This is a genomic window from Sphingobium cupriresistens LL01 (genome assembly GCF_001046645.1).
Classification (GTDB): domain Bacteria; phylum Pseudomonadota; class Alphaproteobacteria; order Sphingomonadales; family Sphingomonadaceae; genus Sphingobium; species Sphingobium cupriresistens.
Genome location: NZ_KQ130434.1, coordinates 1,637,620 through 1,654,082 on the forward strand (window position 1 = coordinate 1,637,620; position 16,463 = coordinate 1,654,082).

Sequence of the window (16,463 nt, forward strand, 5' to 3'; positions counted from 1 at the left end):
CCGGCGCTGAACGATCGTAGCGGCATGGGTGAAGATCGCGTCGGCGATGGTCGCACTCAGATCGAAGACCTGAAGAGGTTGATATCAAACGCCTTTAGCCGTTCAGAACGGGATTTCTTCGCCCTGAAAATCGAACAGCTTGCCACTGTCGGGCACCTTCAGACCCTCTATCACGTCCAGCAGTTGCAGCGCGGCGCGTTCCGGGTCGAACAGGCGCCCGGCGGGAACATTGCCCTGGAAAGGGCGTGACAAGAATGTATCGACCGTGCCGGGGTGCAACGAAACGACTATGCCCCGATCGTTGCGGCGACGCTCCTCGATCGCAAGAGTGCGGATCAGCATATTGAGCGCGGCTTTGGATGCCCGATAGCCATGCCACCCGCCAAGGCGATTATCGTCGATCGATCCCACCCGCGCCGATAACGCCGCGAACAGCGTGCGCCCTGTCCGAGGCATGATCGGCAAGAAATGCTTGGCTACCAGCGCGGGGCCGATCGCGTTGATCGCATAGAGTTGCGCAAGCCATTCCGGATCGAGATCGCGCAGAGCCTTTTCCGGCCCGCTATCGCCATCATGCAGCAAACCCGTCGCGACGATGACCAAGGTGGGCACAGGGCCGCCCGCAACATGCGCCGCGGCCGAGGCGATGCTGGCTTCATCGCGCAGATCGATATGCTGAGCCTCGCTTCGGGAGCGAGCGAAACCGTGGACGACCGCAAATGCGCCTTCCTCGATCAGCGCTGCTTCCAAAGCGCCGCCAATCCCGCCCGATGCGCCGATGATCACGGCGGAAGCCTTGCCGCCCGTCGTCATGTCCGGGTGAAACGCCAGCGATCCGCATCGCTCTCATCGGCATCGAAGCGATAGCCGTCGCTGTCGAACCCGCGCATCGCATCCACATCGGCGACATGATGCTCGCACAACCAGCGCGCCATCATGCCGCGCGCGCGCTTGGCATTGAAGCTGATGAAGCGCGGGCCGTTCGGGCCTGGCTCACGAAACTCGACTTCGATCACCCGGACATTGCCAAGCCGCCCCTTGATCGCCGCAAAATATTCCTGGCTGGCGAGGTTGAGCACAATCCCCGACCCTTCTTCGGCAATCTGGGCGAGGAGCAATTGGGCGATCCGATCGCCCCACCAGTCGGTCAGGCTTTTATGTCGTGGCGCCCAGCGCGTGCCCATTTCCAGCCTATAGGGTCGGATAGCGTCCAGCGGCCGCAATAGGCCATAGAGGCCGGACAAAATGCGGACATGGTTTTGGGCGAAGGCGACGCCGGCCGCCTCCAGCGTATCCACTTCAAAACCGGTATAGACGTCGCCGGCAAAGGCGAACAGCGCCGGTCGTTCGGGCAGATCCGCAAAGTCGCGGAACCGATCGGCATTGAGCTTGGCGAGACGCGGAGAGATATGCATCAATTCCGACAATCGTTTCTGCGTCAGGTTCGCCGCCGATTTGGCGAGGCTATGCGCCTCCTGCGCGAAATGCGGAGTCGAAACATCAAGCGGCGGCAGGGTGCGCTCAAAATCAAGCGTCTTGGCGGGGGACAAAAGGGCGATCATGGCTGCGCGGGTAGAACGCTGCGGCGCGTGCGTCAAACGATCGGCTGACATGGCGCGCAACACCCGCCTCAGCGGTTTGCCCGTGCAAAAATCCGCAACCGTCGCCGCAAGGCGCCCGCTGCTCCGCGAGTAATATCTGCGCCATCATAACTGGGCCAGACAATTCGCGAGATCGCTTTGCTTGAAAGGCTTGGTCAGGCGCGGAAGGTCGGGTGAAATGCCCTTTCCCTCGGCATAACCCGACACCACCAGCACCCGCATTCCCGGTCGAGATTCGCGCAGTTGCGTGGCGAGGTCCGTGCCCGTTATGCCCGGCATTAGATGATCGGTGACGAGCAAATCTATCTCGTTGGAGATGCACAACATCCTTAGCGCCTCCTCCCCCGAATGCGCTTCTACGACCGTATAGCCCAGTTCGCTGAGCATATGGGCCGTACTGGCGCGCACCAGATCCTCATCGTCCACCACCAACGCAACACCGCAATCGCGCTGCGCGCAGTCGATCTCCATCGGCGCGGGCGCCTGTTCGGGGCACGCATCCGTCGCCGGCAGCCACAGGTCGATGCGCGTACCCCGTCCGACCAGGCTGTCGATGAACAGACCGCCGCCCAATTGCGCGGCGAGGCCATGGACCATAGAGAGGCCAAGCCCGGTCCCCTGCCCGACACCCTTGGTCGTGAAAAACGGCTCTACGGCCTTGGCTATCGTGTCCGCGTCCATCCCCGACCCGGTATCGATCACGCTCAGCCGGACATAGACGCCCGGTCGCAATCGGGCCGGATTGTCGGCTTTCACCTGGTCCAGCGCCGCGCAGATCGTCAGGGCGCCGCCATCGGGCATCGCATCGCGCGCGTTCACCGCCAAGTTGAGGAGCGCCATTTCGATCTGGTTCGCATCCGCCTTGGCCGGCGGCAACGCATCGGCGACGTCGATCGCCACCTTGATCCGCGGACCGCAAGTGCTGGCGACCAGATCAAAAAGATTTTCAATGAGATCGCTGATGTTGATCGCGGTCGCCTGCAATGGCTGTCGCCGGGCGAAGGCGAGCAGACGTTGAACGAGAGTGCGCGCCCGATCGGCCGACTGGACCGCGCCCTCGATCAGCTTGCGCTCCCGATCAGTGCCGATTCCGCGCCGGAGCAACAGGTCGAGACTGCCAACGATCGGGGTGAGGAGATTATTGAAATCATGCGCGACGCCCCCCGTGAGTTGCCCCATCGCTTCCAGCTTCTGCGACTGGCGCAGCGCTTCCTGCGCGAGTTCGAGCGCCTGGGTGCGCTCCACGACGCGCTCTTCAAGCGTTTCATTGAGACGCCTCAGCCGTTCTTCGCTCTCACGCAGGGCCAGTTCCATCTGCCGACGGTCGGAAATATCGTTGAACAGGATGGCGACCCGCCGCGCGTTCGGATCGCCGACCCGAAACGCATAGACATCGTACCAGATGTTCCCCAGCGCCTCGGCATGTTGTTCGAAACGCACGCGCTCGCCGTTCTGGGCAACCGCGCCATAGACGTCGAACCAATGCTGCTCATGTCCAGGCACCATCGTCCGCATGGATTGTCCCACAGCACCCTGCAAACCGGTCTGGCGTTCAAAGGCGGGATTGGCCTCAACGAACCTGTAATCGATCGGGCTTCCGTTCGCGTCGAAGACCATGTCGATGATGCAGAATCCCGCATCAATCGATTCGAACAGCGATCGATATCTATCCGCGCCACGATGCAGTTCCTCCAATCGCGCCCGCGCCTCATATTGGCGCCGACGTCCCCGCAGCGCCGACTGGACGAGGCTGACCAGAGTGGTGGGGTGGAAGGGCCGTTCCAGGAAGGTGACGTTGCCGAGCATGTCCAGAAACCGCTTCGCGGCTGGATTGCGTTCAAGACCGCCGCCCTTTTGCGTCAGCAGCACGAATGGGAAATCGGACCATTCCGGCTGCGCATCCAGCCAAAGCGCGAGCGGATTGAGATTCACCGTCCGCAGCCCCTCTTCGGTGAGCAGCGCGAAACCCGCGCCCCGTTCCAGTTCGCCGACCATGTCGCGTAACGAGGCGGCGATCGTCGATCGCAGCCCCGCATCGGTCAAGATCGACCCGGCGATGGCGGCGTCGCGCCCGTGCGGCGCAAGGATGATCCCGCGTTCGGAGAAATGCGGGATCACCGCGCCTCGTCCTCCAGCAGGGGGGGCGCGCCCTGCCCGCCGACGAAATTGGGCACGCCCCGCAAAACCCCCTGAAACCCGACCAGCGGTTCGCCCAGACGGATGCCATAGCTGCCGATGCGGAACTCGCGGATCGTGTCTTCATGCGCGCCCGTGCGCTTCTTGATGATCGAGATGGCGCGCCGCACGCGCCCCGATGCCTCGAAATAGCGCAGCAGCACAACGGTATCGGCCAGATAGGTGACGTCCACCGGCGCCTTCATGTCGCCCACCAGGCCATGTTGCGCCACGGTCAAGAAGGTCGTCGCGCCCTGTCGGTTCAGATATTGCAGCAATTCGTGCATGTGCAGGACCAAAGCATTTTCTTCCGGCATAGCCGCCTGATATCCGTTCAGGCTGTCAATGATGATCGTGCGGACCTTATGTTGTTCGACACAAGTGCGCACTCTTTGAGAGAACTCGCCAGGAGACAATTCGGCCGCATCGACCTGTTCGATGACGAGATTGCCGTTGGCGACCATAGCCTGCATGTCGATGCCCAGCCCGATCGCGCGGTTGAACAAAAGGCCGATTTCCTCGTCAAACACGAACATTGCCGCCCGTTCGCCGCGCGCGATCGCCGCGGCGACAAAGGTCAAGCCCAATAGCGACTTGCCGGTTCCGGCTGGCCCCAGGACCAGAACGCTGGATCCGCGCTGGATGCCCCCGCCCAGCAGCGCGTCCAGCGCGGGCGAGTCGCTGCAAAGCAGGTCGCGTGTGAATTCCGTCTTATGCTCTGCCGACACCAATCGAGGGAAGACCCGCACGCCGCCTGTATCGATGATGAAATCGTGGAAGCCGCCGCGGAATCGGCGGCCACGATATTTGATGACGCGCAATCGCCGCCGCTCCGGCCCATAACCGGGCGACAATTCCTCCAGGCGAATCACGCCGTGCGCGACGCTATGCACCGTCTTGTCGGCGACGTCGGCGGTCAGGTCGTCGAGCATCAAAACGGTCGCGTTCTGCGTCGAAAAGAAATGCTTGAGCGCCAGTATCTGGCGGCGATAGCGCAGCGAACTTTGCGCAAGCAGGCGGATTTCCGACAGGCTGTCCAGCACTACCCGGTCGGGCTCCACCTTCTGGAACATTTCGAAGATGCGCCGGGTGGTTTCGCCCAATTCCAGGTCGGACGAATAAAGCAGGCTCTGTTGCTGGTCCTCGTCCAGCAAGCTTTCGGGCGGGACCAGTTCGAACAGGTCGATGCCGGAAAGATCCCATCCATGCGATTGCGCGCTCTCGCGCATCTCCTCCTCTGTCTCCGATAGCGTCACATGCAGGCATTTTTCGCCCCGCTCCGCGCCCTCCATCAGGAATTGGGTGGCGATCGTCGTCTTGCCGGTCCCTGGGCTGCCTTCCAGCAGGAAAACACGTCCCCGCGTTAACCCACCCGCCAAGATATCGTCCAAGCCCCCAATGCCGACGAGGGCAGGTTCAGCGGCGGCGTGGGTCATGCTCGACTTCCTTGCTATTTCTATAGGCTCATCGGGCTAACATAGCTGCCCTTCCGGCAAAATCGATCTCAGCCTGATTCACATCAAGAACCAAGCAAATCCCGATTATTTCCTGCCTCGCCAAAGCGTCCCTAAAAAACTTCCCCTCCTGTCAACTCCGGTGGCCCCGACAATCAGGCAATCCGCCGTGCCGCGATTGTATCCCGACCAGAGCACCGCATAGCGGCCGGACTGCCATTCCCTGAGGATTAGATGTTTAGGCGATTATTCGGTTCTTCCGCTCATGATATGGCGATCGACTTGGGCACCGTGAATACGGTCATCCACGTTCGTGATCGCGGCATCGTCCTCAACGAACCGTCCGTTATCGCGATCGAGACCATCGCCGGAGTGCGGCGAGTCAAAGTGGTAGGCAATGAGGCTAAGCCGATGATGGGGAAGACACCCTCCAACATCCAGGCGATTCGCCCTCTACGCGACGGCGTCATTGCCGACATCGACGTCGCCGAACAGATGATCAAGCATTTCATGACGAAGGCGGTCGGATTGTCGGGACGATTCAGCCGACGTCACGAGGTCGTCATCTGCGTCCCTTCCGGTTCGACTATGGTGGAACGGCGCGCCATCCAGGTTGCGACGATGCAGGCGGGCGCGACCCGCGTGCAGTTGATCGATGAACCGATGGCCGCTGCGATCGGCGCCGGCCTGCCCGTGACTGAGCCGCGCGGCGCCATGGTGGTGGATATAGGCGGCGGGACCACAGAGGTCGCCGTCCTGTCGCTGCAAGGGATTGCGTACAGCAATTCCGTCCGCATGGGTGGCGACAAACTGGACGATGCGATCACGTCCCATGTGCGGCGTCATCACAATCTGATGATCGGCGAGATGACGGCGGAGCGCGTCAAACATGCGATTGGGTCCGCGGTGCTGCCGGTCGACCAAGGACGCACAATGCAAGTCAAGGGACGTGATCTTGTCAATGGTCGTCCGGCCGAAATCACGATCAGCGAGTTGGAGATTGCAGAAGCGCTGATCGAAGGCGTAGGTCAGATCAAGCAGGCCGTCATGGCCGCGCTGGAGCAGACGGCGCCCGAATTATCCGCCGACATCATAGAGGAAGGCATTACCTTGACCGGAGGCGGCGCCCTGCTGGGGCATTTAGACCAGGCCCTGTCGGAGCAGACCGGCCTGCCCGTAAGGGTCGCGGACGACGCGCTGATCTGCGTGGCCATGGGCGCCGGCAAGGCTCTGGAGGATTCGGCCTATAGAGGCGTGCTGACCACCGCCTAAGCTGATCCTGTCGTCCGCGATGCAAGCGGAGGACAGGAAAGCGCGAGCGGAGAGACAAGGCGTCTGTATATGCCACCGCTTGACGTCCATGCGCGGTCGGCGCAGTCATAGTCGCGTGCCCTTGCAAATTGGCGAAGACATAGTCGATCATGCGTTCGATCAACTAAAGCATAGGGGGCCTCATGATATTCGACGATTTCCTGCGCCACCGTCGGGGGGAACAGATCCTTCCAGAGGATCGGGCAGCGCTCGAATCGTCGGTCGGTGAAGTACGGTCTTTGCCTGCGCGGATGACCCTCGTGCGCAAAGGGGAGCCGGTGCATTTCAGCACCTACCTCGTCGAGGGACTAATCTGTCGCTACATGGATGACCGGGAAGGCCTGCGGCAAGTTGTCGCAGTACATGTGCCGGGCGACTTCGTCGATCTCCATGCCTATCCGCTCAAGCATCTCGACCATGACCTGGCAACTCTGACGGCCTGCAAGATCGCGACGGTGCCGCACAAAAATCTTGACATTCTGATGAGCGACCGACCGGGGCTGGTCAAGCTTTTGTGGTTCAGCACGCTTCTTGACGCGGCCATGCATCGCGAATGGATTTTCCGCCTGGGCCGGCTGGATGCCGTGGCGCGCGTCGGGCATTTTTTCTGCGAAATAGAGGCGAAGCTGCGGGCGGTAGGGCTGAGCGATGGCGTCAGCTTCGAACTCGCCATGACCCAGAATGATCTGGGCGAGGCCTGCGGTATAACATCTGTGCACATGAACCGCATGTTGCGGATGCTGAAGGAACAGGGTTTGCTCGAAATGCGGGCCAGTCGGGTGCAGATGCTCGACCGACCAGCGCTTGCACGGCTCAGCGAATTCGATCCGTCTTATCTGTTCATCGATAAATAAGTTCAGGAACTTCTGTCGATTGTTCTCCGTCTAAGAATCAGCGACAGGAGATAATTTGCCAACCCCAGATATTCAGGACATGGCGAGCCAAGCTATTGCCGAAAACGGCGTAGTCCTTCTCGATGGTCTGGATGGCGTGGCAGCCGCTATGACGGCCGACGCCGCGGGAGGCACGGCCGGCTTTGGTTCGCGCTGCAGTAGAGGCACGACGCCAACGGTCGGAACCAGGCTGACGCCACCACCCACCTCCATGGGTCTAATCGCCATAATCTCGATCAAGTTGCGGAACCTTCACGTCGAACGAGCGCTCCGCTGACGCCATTATATGGAACGGTTCCTTCGCTCCTCACGAATGGCGGCATGATTCTCACGATATGGAATTCACACATGCTCATCCGTGCCGGGTTTGATCTTGCTTTCGAAGCCTATGCGCCAACACAAATGGTCACGATGCTGAGCGTCAGGCCTTCACGGTTTTCCGATCTGAGAACAGACCATCGCATCGTCAACGATCGCGGCATTGAGCTTATCGACAGCCATGACGCTTATGGCAATATCTGCACGCGCTTTCTTTTGCAGCCGGGCATGACCCACCTATCGTGCGACTTCATCATCGCCGACAGCGGGGAAGTTGATCGACAAACTCTGCAGGCGCATCAGCATGACATCCATGATCTGCCGGCCGAGGCGCTGACCTTCCTGGCAGGCAGCCGCTATTGCGAAACCGATCTTCTGTCTGGCGTCGCCTGGGGATTATTTGGTCATGTCCCGCCAGGCTGGCAGCGCGCCCAGGCGATCGTCGATTTCGTGCATCATCACCTGACCTATGGCTATTGCCACGCGCGATCGACCAGAACGGCGTGGGAAGCGTATCAGGAGCGGGTCGGCGTGTGCCGCGATTTCGCGCATCTGGCCGTCGCCCTGTGTCGATGCATGAATATCCCGGCTCGCTATTGCAGCGGATATCTGGGCGATATCGGGGTCGATCCTGTCGATGTCGCAATGGATTTTCATGCCTGGTTCGAAGTCTATCTTAGCGGAGAGTGGCATAGTTTCGATGCGCGGCACCGCGTGCCCCGGATCGGCCGCATCCTGATGGCGTGCGGCCGCGACGCCGCGGATACGGCGTTGACCACCGCATTCGGCCCCGTGTGCCTGGCCGGGTTCAAGGTCCATACCGATGAAGTCGCGTCCGTGATCGAGCGTGTCGGAGAAAAAATGGCTGCCTGACCCAGCCACCAATCGCGCCTGCACGAACGACATCCACCCACATCCTGAGCAGCAACGAGGAAAATATGATGGCCCGAACGCACAAGAGCAATATGCCTTCCAACGGTGGTGAAACGCATCAGACTGCGGAATCGGGCGATTCTGGCACCATCCTTACGACCAATCAGGGTATCGCAGTCTCCGACAACCAGAACAGCCTGAAATCCGGCGTCCGCGGCCCGACGCTGCTCGAAGATTTCGTGCTGCGCGAAAAAATCTTCCATTTCGATCATGAGCGCATCCCTGAACGGATCGTCCATGCTCGCGGCACCGGCGCGCACGGTTATTTCGAGGCGACCGACGATATTTCGGATCTGAGCAAGGCAGCTCTTTTCCGCAAGGGCGAGCGGACGGAGGTGTTCGTGCGCTTCTCCACAGTGGCGGGCGGCGCCGGCTCCGTCGATACCCCGCGCGACGTGCGCGGCTTTGCCGTCAAATTCTACACCAGCGAAGGCAATTGGGATCTGGTGGGCAACAATATCCCGGTGTTCTTCATCCAGGATGCGATGAAATTCCCCGATCTGGTCCATGCAGTGAAGATGGAGGCCGATCGCGGCTACCCACAGGCGGGCAGCGCCCATGACACTTTCTGGGACTGGGCCTCTCTCATGCCCGAAACCACGCATATGCTGATGTGGGCGATGTCGGACCGCACCTTGCCGCGCAGCCTGCGCATGATCGAGGGGTTCGGCGTCCACACCTTCCTGCTAGTCAACGAAGCGGGCGAATCCCATTTCGTGAAGTTCCATTGGAAGCCCAAGCTCGGCCTGCAATCGACCATTTGGGACGAGGCGCTCAAGCTCCAGGCGGCCGACAATGACTATCATCGCCGCGACCTGTTCGAGGCGATCGATGCCGGCAATTTCCCCGAATGGGAACTGGGCATTCAAGTCTTCGACAAGGCGTTCGCCGACGCCCAGCCCTATGACGTGCTAGACGCGACCAAGCTGATCCCGGAGGAGGATGTGCCGGTCCGCATCATCGGCCGGATGGTGCTGGACCGCAATGTTGACAATTTCTTTGCCGAAACGGAACAGGTCGCCTTCTGCCCGGCCAATATCGTGCCTGGCGTCGATTTCTCGAATGACCCATTGCTGCAAGGGCGGCTCTTCTCCTATCTCGATACGCAGAAGTCGCGCCTTGGCACGGCCAATTTCCACCAGATCCCGGTGAATGCCCCGCGCTGCCCCTTCAAGAATTTCCAGCGCGATGGACAGATGCAAATGGCGGTGCCCAAAGGGCGGGCCAATTACGAACCCAACAGCTTGGCCGCGCATGGCGAGGAAGGCGGCCCGCGCGAAAGCCCTGCGCGTGGTTTTACCAGTTCGACGGGGCTGAGCGGCGAGGAGGAAAGCGGCGAGAAGCTGCGTGTTCGTCCGGAGAGTTTCGCGGATCACTACAGCCAGGCGCGGCTCTTCTATCGTTCGCAGACCCAGAGCGAGCAGGCGCATATCGCCTCGTCCTTCGTGTTCGAACTTTCGAAGGTCGCTCTGCTCGACCAGGTGCCGCCGCGCATGGTCTCCAATCTGCGCAATGTGGACGAAGACCTAGCCAAGCGCGTTGCGGCGGGACTTGGCATCGCTTTGCCCAAGAGCGCCAAAGCCGCTAAGGAGCCGGTCGACATGGCACCATCGGACGCGCTGTCGATCCACAAGAATATGAAGGCTATGCTAGAGGGCCGCACGGTCGGCATCCTGATCGCAGACGGCACGGACGCAAAACAATTGGACGCGGTGATCGCGAACGTGAAAAAGGCAAAGGGCAAGCCGATGGTTGTCGCGCCCAAGGTCGGCGGCGCCAAGCTGTCCGATGGATCACAGCGCAAGGCCGATGGCCAACTCGCCGGATCACCTAGCCAGATGTTCGACGCGATCGCGATCATCCTTTCCGCAGAGGGTTGCACGGCGCTGATGAGGGAAGCCGCGGCGGTGGAGTTTGCGATGAACGCATTCGGTCACCTCAAGGCGATCGGCGCCAGCGAAGCGGCTCAGCCTTTGTTGGACAAGGCCGGCATCATCGCAGACGACGGCGTCACCGGGCTTGATGATGCATTTGTCGGCGCGGCCAGCCAGCGTTTCTACTCACGCGAACCGTCTGTGCGGATGCTGGCCTAATCAAATGCGCCGTCGTGCTCGCGGCCGGTAACAGGTTAGGAAAGCATGGGCTCATCGGGCTGTCGGCGCATCGCCGGCGGCCCGAAATGTTGCTGAAAGACCGTCTATTTCTTCAGCGGGAATGCGCCGGGCGATGACTGCCATCGTGGCGCTCGATTTGCGAGCGTCGATTATTGTTGGCTCCCCTTGCCATTGGCGCAACCTTGCAGCCACATACTCCGGTTTTTGCCCAGTCAAGATCGGCGCTGCCTTGCCTGGCGCGTGGCAACTGAGGCAGGCCGGCAACTGTCGCGATGCAATGCCTGTCCCGGGCAAACTCCGGTCCGACAGCGCTTTTTCCGACAAGCCGGGCAAGGCGGCATAATGATCGGCCAGCGCCTTCATTTCACGGATCGTCAGCGCAGCCGCCGCCGCCTGCATGACGGCACCTGATCGAGAGCGATCCGCATAGTCGCGCAGGGCGGCCAGCAGATAGCCAGGCTTTTGGCCTGCAATCACTGGAATATCCGGCTGGCCACGCCCGCGCCCGTCGGCGCCATGACAGGTCGCGCAGGTCGATAGCAGGCCCGGCCGTACATCTGCCACGGCCGTCTCTTCGTCCACTTGCGTCAGCGTCCGATATTGCGCGGCGGTCATGCGGGGCAATAGGCGCACGAAAGCGACCATGCGACGCACCTCGTCATTGCGATCGGCCGCAGGCCAGGCCGGCATTGCGGTGAATTTGACGCCATGGCGGATGATCCAGAACAGTTCGCGATCGCTCCATTCATCAGCCGTTCTGGCCAGATCGGGCGCGGACGGCGTCGCCGCCTGCATTACCGGCGACGGGCGCACGCCGGGGGCGCCGTGGCAAACCTGGCACGCTTGCCGGAAATGGCCGGCGGCGCTGACCAGGCCCGCATCCGTTGTCACATCCCTTGGCGCCTGCACGGCGGCATAGGTGCGCACCGAATTACGCATCGCCCAGTGCAGGAACCAGTCGGTGACACGCCAATGCCCGGATGACGCGGAGACTTGCATCAGCCCCGACCAGGCGAAGAGCAGCCCTGCACCGGCGAGCAGCAGTCCGGCCGACATCACCCGTTTCCATGTCAGGCGGATCGTCATGCCGCGCCTACTCCCTTATCGCGCAGCAGACTGGCCAGCAGCAGCAGCCCGCCCAGAAAATAGCTGGACGCGCCGACCATCAGCATGATGACGCCACCCAATTGCTGATCGGCGAGCGCGTCGAGGCTCAGCCCGCCGCTATGCTGCATATGGGCGTAGAGCGGCCTTGGCGCGAGGCCGATCAGCGCGCCGAGCAAGGTCATGTGCATGGACGTCAATAATAATGCGCCAATCCCCGCCGCTCGCTGCGGCGCATGGAAGACCACGCCCCAGAGCATCCATCCTGCCATCAGAAAGCAACCTTGCTCCACAACCATAGCGGCCATGTTGCGGTCCGCCAGCGCGCGCAACGCCGGCAGATGCCACGCCCAGACGGTGAACAGTTCGACCAGCATCATCGCCATCGGCGATAGTAGCCCAGGCCAGCGCCCGGCCAAATCATAGCGCCCGCCCGACAGGCCATAGGCCAGCAACGGCGCCGCCAGCGCGACGGCGATCATATGCCCCGCCATATGGCCGACCATGCCAAGCCCGCCTGCCGCCAGCATCCAGCCGACGGGCAGGAACGATCCGCCTAGGATGAACGCGGCGCGCTTCACATGCAATCCCGCAAGAAGATGACCGGCAATACCGTGAACAGCACGCCGACGAAGCTCAATCCCGCCAGGAGCAGCGTCGATTTGGCGATGAAGCGCAGCCGGTCGATATCAGTCCCATCCTCGTGCGGGGCGGAACTACCGGGCGTGCCGCCCTGCCGCCAAGCGATCCACCCGGACAGGCCGATCAGCGCCAGCGCCAACAGGGTGCCGGCCACGAACACTATCGGAAACGTCATGAATGCGCCAGCCTTCGCGCAGGAGATCGCGGCCCAGAGATAGGAAAAGAGGAAATGCCCCGCCCACAAGATGGGCGGGACGATCAGCGTCCAGAGCGTGACCTTGAGCCGTTCATGCCATTTGCCCCTGTCCGTCATGCGACCTCCGGGAACAAGCCGATGGTCGCATAGGTGACCAGGACGGTTAGTGCGAAGAAATGCATATAGACGGTGATGTTGCGCAGATCTGCGTCATGCTGCGGGTCCATGCGTCCGGCGATGCTGCGCGCCAACACATAGCCCTGCATGATCGCCGCAACGCCAGCATGGGCCGTGGTCCACACGACCAACGTCCACACGATTGCTGGGTAGCTGTGCGTCTGCGGGTCCATGCCGCTTTCCCACGGTCCCGCCAGCCCCGCGCCGATCCCGGCCACGCTGGCGAGAATGCCGATCATCAGCGCGACCCGCGCGAGGCCCACGGCGCCACGCGCATGGACTTGCCGTGCGCTGACCGTCAGCAACCAACTGGCCAGGCCGAGCGCCAGCGCGATCATTGGCCAGGCGATGCCGGGTCCGTCCGCCATCGCCATGGGCGGGAATTCCGCATGGCGCGTCCAAAAGAAGAAATAGCCGAAGATCAGGCCGGAAAAGGCGGTGGCGTCGGCCATCATGGTGATAAACATCGCCCACCATCCCGGCGCGGCAGGCCCGGCGATGTAGAGCGGCAATACGATGCCATGACCGATCGGCTTGCTCGGCTTTTCGGGAATTTCCGCGGTCCCTGTCCACAGCCACCAGAGCGCACAGGCCAGCGTCGCGACACCGCAGGCCAGGGCCGCCCAGTAAAGATGATAGGTGGTCAGGATGAACACCCCTCCGAGCGCAATCGCGGTCAGCATCGGCTTGACGCTGGGTTCGCCCAGCCGGATCACCGCCAAGGGCCGGGCGTCCAGCACGGTGGTGACGATCGTTTCGCGCCGTCCTTCCTCCGCATCCGCCAGGAAGAAGCGGCCTTCATCGACCTTCGCGACGAAATCCTTCTGGTCCCAGATAGGATAGCGGCTTTCGATCAGCGGCACCGACCTTATGCCCCAATCTTCGTCGTCCGGGTGCGCCAGCCATTCCAGCGTGCCGGCGTCCCAGGGATTGCGCGGCGATTTGGCGCGATGGGGCGAGAGGCACAGATCGACGCAGATCACCGCCACGCCCGCCGCGAAGAGATAGGCGCCGATAGTGGACGCCATGTTCATCCCGCCCAGTCCCAGTTCGGCGGGATAGGTGAAGACCCTTCGCGGCATCCCCATCAGGCCGGACAGGTGCATCGGGAAGAAGGCGATATTGGCGCCGATGAACAGCAGCCAGAAGGCGATACGCCCCAGCCGGTCGGATAATTTCTTGCCCGTCACCAACGGCCAATAATAATAAAGGCCGGCAAATAGCGGCATCAATGTCCCGCCGATTAGCACATAATGGAGGTGGGCGACGATGAAATAGCTGTCATGCGCCTGCCAGTCGAACGGCGCGACCGCCACCATCACCCCGGTGAGCCCGCCGATGACGAAGATGGCGAGGCTGCCGGTCGCATAAAGGAGCGGCGTCGACCAGGTGACGCGCCCGGCCCATAATGTCGCGATAAAGACGAAAATCTGTACGCCCGTCGGGATCGCTACCGCCTCCGACGCGGCCGAGAAGAAAGCCAGGCTGATCTTGGGCAGGCCGGTCGTGAACATATGATGGACCCACAGGCCGAACGACAGGAATGCCGTTCCCACCGCCGCCAGCACGATCCATGGATAGCCCAGCAGATGCCGCCGCGAGAAAGTCGGCACCAGCATCGCGAACAGAGCGATGGACGGGAGGAAGATGATATAGACTTCGGGATGGCCGAATATCCAGAAGAGATGCTGCCACAGCAAAGGGTCGCCGCCCCGCGTCGCGTCGAAAAAGGGCCAGTTCAGCAGCCTTTCCATTTCGAATAAGATGTCGCCCGCGATCAGCGGCGGAAAGGCGAAGAGGATCATCACCGCCACGACCAATATATACCAGGCGTAGAGCGGCATGAGGTTGAGGCGCATCCCCGGCGGCCGACATTTTAGCACGCCGACAATCAGTTCGACGGCGGCGGCGACCGACGACACTTCGATGAAGGAAAGGCCCAGCATCCAGATGTCGGCGCCCAGCCCGGACAGGTCCGTACGGGTGGTGAGTGGCGGATACATGAACCAGCCGCCATCGGGCGCAGCGTTGAAGAAGATCGAGCCGCCGACGAAGACGCCGCCCAGCAGGAAGGACCAATAGCCGAAGGCCGACAGGCGCGGAAAGGGCAGGTCGCGCGCGCCCAGCAACTGGGGCAACAGGATGATCGACACCGCTTCGAACATCGGCACGGCGAAGAGGAACATCATCATCGACCCATGCAGGGTGAAGAGTTGGTTGAAAGTATTCGCCCCGATCAGATCATTATCCGGCACCGCAAGCTGCGTGCGGATGATGAGCGCCAGGACGCCCGCGAACAGCATGAAGCAGAAGGCGGTCAGCGTGTACCACACGCCCACCCGGTTGTTGTTGACGTCAGTCCAACGCAGGAACAAGCCTTTGGGCGGGGTCCAGACCTTCCGCAGACGCTCTTCCTGCGCGGCGCGCACGGCCGGATCATCCTGATCGTGCAGGCTCATCGCAGGCCTTTCAGATATGTCGCGATCATCCGCGCATCGGCATCGCTCAATTGTGGATAGGCGGGCATACGCACGCCCGGCTTGGCCGCCTGTGGCGCGCGGATAAATGTTGCGGTCGCCTCCACCGACGGCGGCAATATCCCCGCTCCCACTGTCAGACGCTCGCCAAAATGGCTGAGGTCCGGCCCGATTGTCGCAACATGGGACGTTCCCCTTATCGCATGGCATCCGCCGCATCCTTGCGCGTCGAACAAGGCTGCGCCTCTGCCCGCGCTCCGGGCGATGCTAACACTATCGCGCGCCAGCCACGCGTCGAATGCATCCGCAGGCATCGCGATCACATCGAACGCCATCAGCGCATGGCTCAGGCCGCAAAATTCGGCGCACACCCCGCGATACCGCCCCGCCTTTTCGGCGCGCACGACCAACCGGTTGGTGCGGCCGGGGATCATGTCCATCTTTCCAGCCAGTCCCGGTATCCAGAAACTGTGCAGTACATCCTGCGCCGTCAGTTCGAACGCCACCGTGCGGCCCACTGGCACGCGCACTTCATTGGCGGACAGCATGGGCGTCGCGCCAGGCGGGACATAGGCCACCCGCCACCAGAATTGTTCGCCCTCCACCCGGATCACCATGTCAACAGGACTGGTCGGTCGCGGGCGCATGGCAGGCAGCGCGTAGACCAATAGCGCCGCCAGGATAACGGCCGGACCGATCGCGCCGACCCATAAGACCATGCGCATTCCCGCTTCATGGCTGAGCCGCCCTTCCGGAGCACGCACCGCGCGTACATAGAGCGCAACGACAATCGCGAGAATGACAATTGCCCCAACGGTCAGGATCATAGCGATATGCCGGATTTCCCGTGCTTCCGCTCCAAAGACGTCCAGGGTCGATTGCGTCGCGTTGCAGCCGCCGGTCGCCAACAACAACGGCGTGCAGACCCAGGCTCGTCGCATGATTTCGATCTGTCCCCCCGACGCCGTGTGACACATGAAGCTCAAACCCGTCAGGGGCTGGAGGGTTCAATGATTTCTGTTTCGTAACAAGGGGCGCAATCGGTGAACCACGAAACCAAATGGATGG

Annotated in this window: 13 protein-coding genes; 4 read left to right on the plus strand and 9 right to left on the minus strand. The window is 61.8% G+C overall.

Annotated elements, in window-relative coordinates; genetic code table 11:
- Nucleotides 1-102: 102 nt before the first annotated feature.
- From V473_RS07975 to V473_RS07990, 4 genes are all read right to left on the minus strand, one after another.
- Nucleotides 103-813: an SDR family NAD(P)-dependent oxidoreductase gene (locus V473_RS07975; RefSeq protein WP_066602353.1), complete on the minus strand. Its 711-nt coding sequence runs from the start codon at nt 811-813 to the stop codon at nt 103-105.
- A complete protein-coding gene (gene yaaA, locus V473_RS07980; protein WP_066602355.1) occupies nt 810-1,562 on the minus strand; it encodes a peroxide stress protein YaaA in 753 nt (250 codons plus the stop codon). Before yaaA ends, V473_RS07975 begins: the two co-directional genes overlap by 4 nt.
- Before the next feature lie 144 nt (nt 1,563-1,706).
- Nucleotides 1,707-3,719, minus strand: coding sequence for a hybrid sensor histidine kinase/response regulator (locus tag V473_RS07985; RefSeq protein WP_066602361.1), 2,013 nt, complete (start codon nt 3,717-3,719; stop codon nt 1,707-1,709).
- Nucleotides 3,716-5,212, minus strand: coding sequence for an ATPase domain-containing protein (locus V473_RS07990; protein ID WP_066602363.1), 1,497 nt, complete (start codon nt 5,210-5,212; stop codon nt 3,716-3,718). Before V473_RS07990 ends, V473_RS07985 begins: the two co-directional genes overlap by 4 nt.
- 252 nt (nt 5,213-5,464) lie before the next feature.
- On the opposite strand from V473_RS07990, the gene V473_RS07995 reads away from it, so the two are divergent.
- From V473_RS07995 to V473_RS08015, 4 genes are all read left to right on the plus strand, one after another.
- Nucleotides 5,465-6,502: a rod shape-determining protein gene (locus tag V473_RS07995; RefSeq protein ID WP_066602365.1), complete on the plus strand. Its 1,038-nt coding sequence runs from the start codon at nt 5,465-5,467 to the stop codon at nt 6,500-6,502.
- Between the two features lie 182 nt (nt 6,503-6,684).
- Nucleotides 6,685-7,395: a Crp/Fnr family transcriptional regulator gene (locus V473_RS08000; RefSeq protein WP_066602368.1), complete on the plus strand. Its 711-nt coding sequence runs from the start codon at nt 6,685-6,687 to the stop codon at nt 7,393-7,395.
- A 387-nt stretch (nt 7,396-7,782) separates the two neighbouring features.
- Nucleotides 7,783-8,625: a transglutaminase-like domain-containing protein gene (locus tag V473_RS08010; RefSeq protein WP_066602372.1), complete on the plus strand. Its 843-nt coding sequence runs from the start codon at nt 7,783-7,785 to the stop codon at nt 8,623-8,625.
- A 65-nt stretch (nt 8,626-8,690) separates the two neighbouring features.
- Nucleotides 8,691-10,778, plus strand: a complete 2,088-nt coding sequence (locus tag V473_RS08015) for a catalase (protein ID WP_408021491.1) — start codon at nt 8,691-8,693, stop codon at nt 10,776-10,778.
- Between the two features lie 51 nt (nt 10,779-10,829).
- Here the strand turns inward: V473_RS08015 and V473_RS08020 are convergent, their stop codons facing one another.
- Genes V473_RS08020 through coxB form a run of 5 tightly spaced genes read right to left on the minus strand, consistent with a single transcriptional unit; the run spans nt 10,830 to nt 16,336 of the window.
- Nucleotides 10,830-11,885 (minus strand): c-type cytochrome, encoded by a 1,056-nt coding sequence (locus tag V473_RS08020; RefSeq protein WP_066602374.1) that lies wholly within the window; start codon nt 11,883-11,885, stop codon nt 10,830-10,832.
- Nucleotides 11,882-12,484 (minus strand): cytochrome c oxidase assembly protein, encoded by a 603-nt coding sequence (locus tag V473_RS08025; RefSeq protein ID WP_066602377.1) that lies wholly within the window; start codon nt 12,482-12,484, stop codon nt 11,882-11,884. Before V473_RS08025 ends, V473_RS08020 begins: the two co-directional genes overlap by 4 nt.
- On the minus strand, nt 12,481-12,858 hold the full coding sequence (locus V473_RS08030; protein WP_066602381.1) for a hypothetical protein: 378 nt from the start codon (nt 12,856-12,858) through the stop codon (nt 12,481-12,483). The genes V473_RS08025 and V473_RS08030 overlap by 4 nt, the downstream gene beginning before the upstream one ends.
- On the minus strand, nt 12,855-15,377 hold the full coding sequence (ctaD, locus tag V473_RS08035; protein WP_066602385.1) for a cytochrome c oxidase subunit I: 2,523 nt from the start codon (nt 15,375-15,377) through the stop codon (nt 12,855-12,857). The genes V473_RS08030 and ctaD overlap by 4 nt, the downstream gene beginning before the upstream one ends.
- Complete coding sequence (coxB, locus tag V473_RS08040) at nt 15,374-16,336, minus strand: cytochrome c oxidase subunit II (protein WP_066605323.1); 963 nt, start codon at nt 16,334-16,336, stop codon at nt 15,374-15,376. The genes ctaD and coxB overlap by 4 nt, the downstream gene beginning before the upstream one ends.
- Between the last annotated feature and the right edge of the window lie 127 nt (nt 16,337-16,463).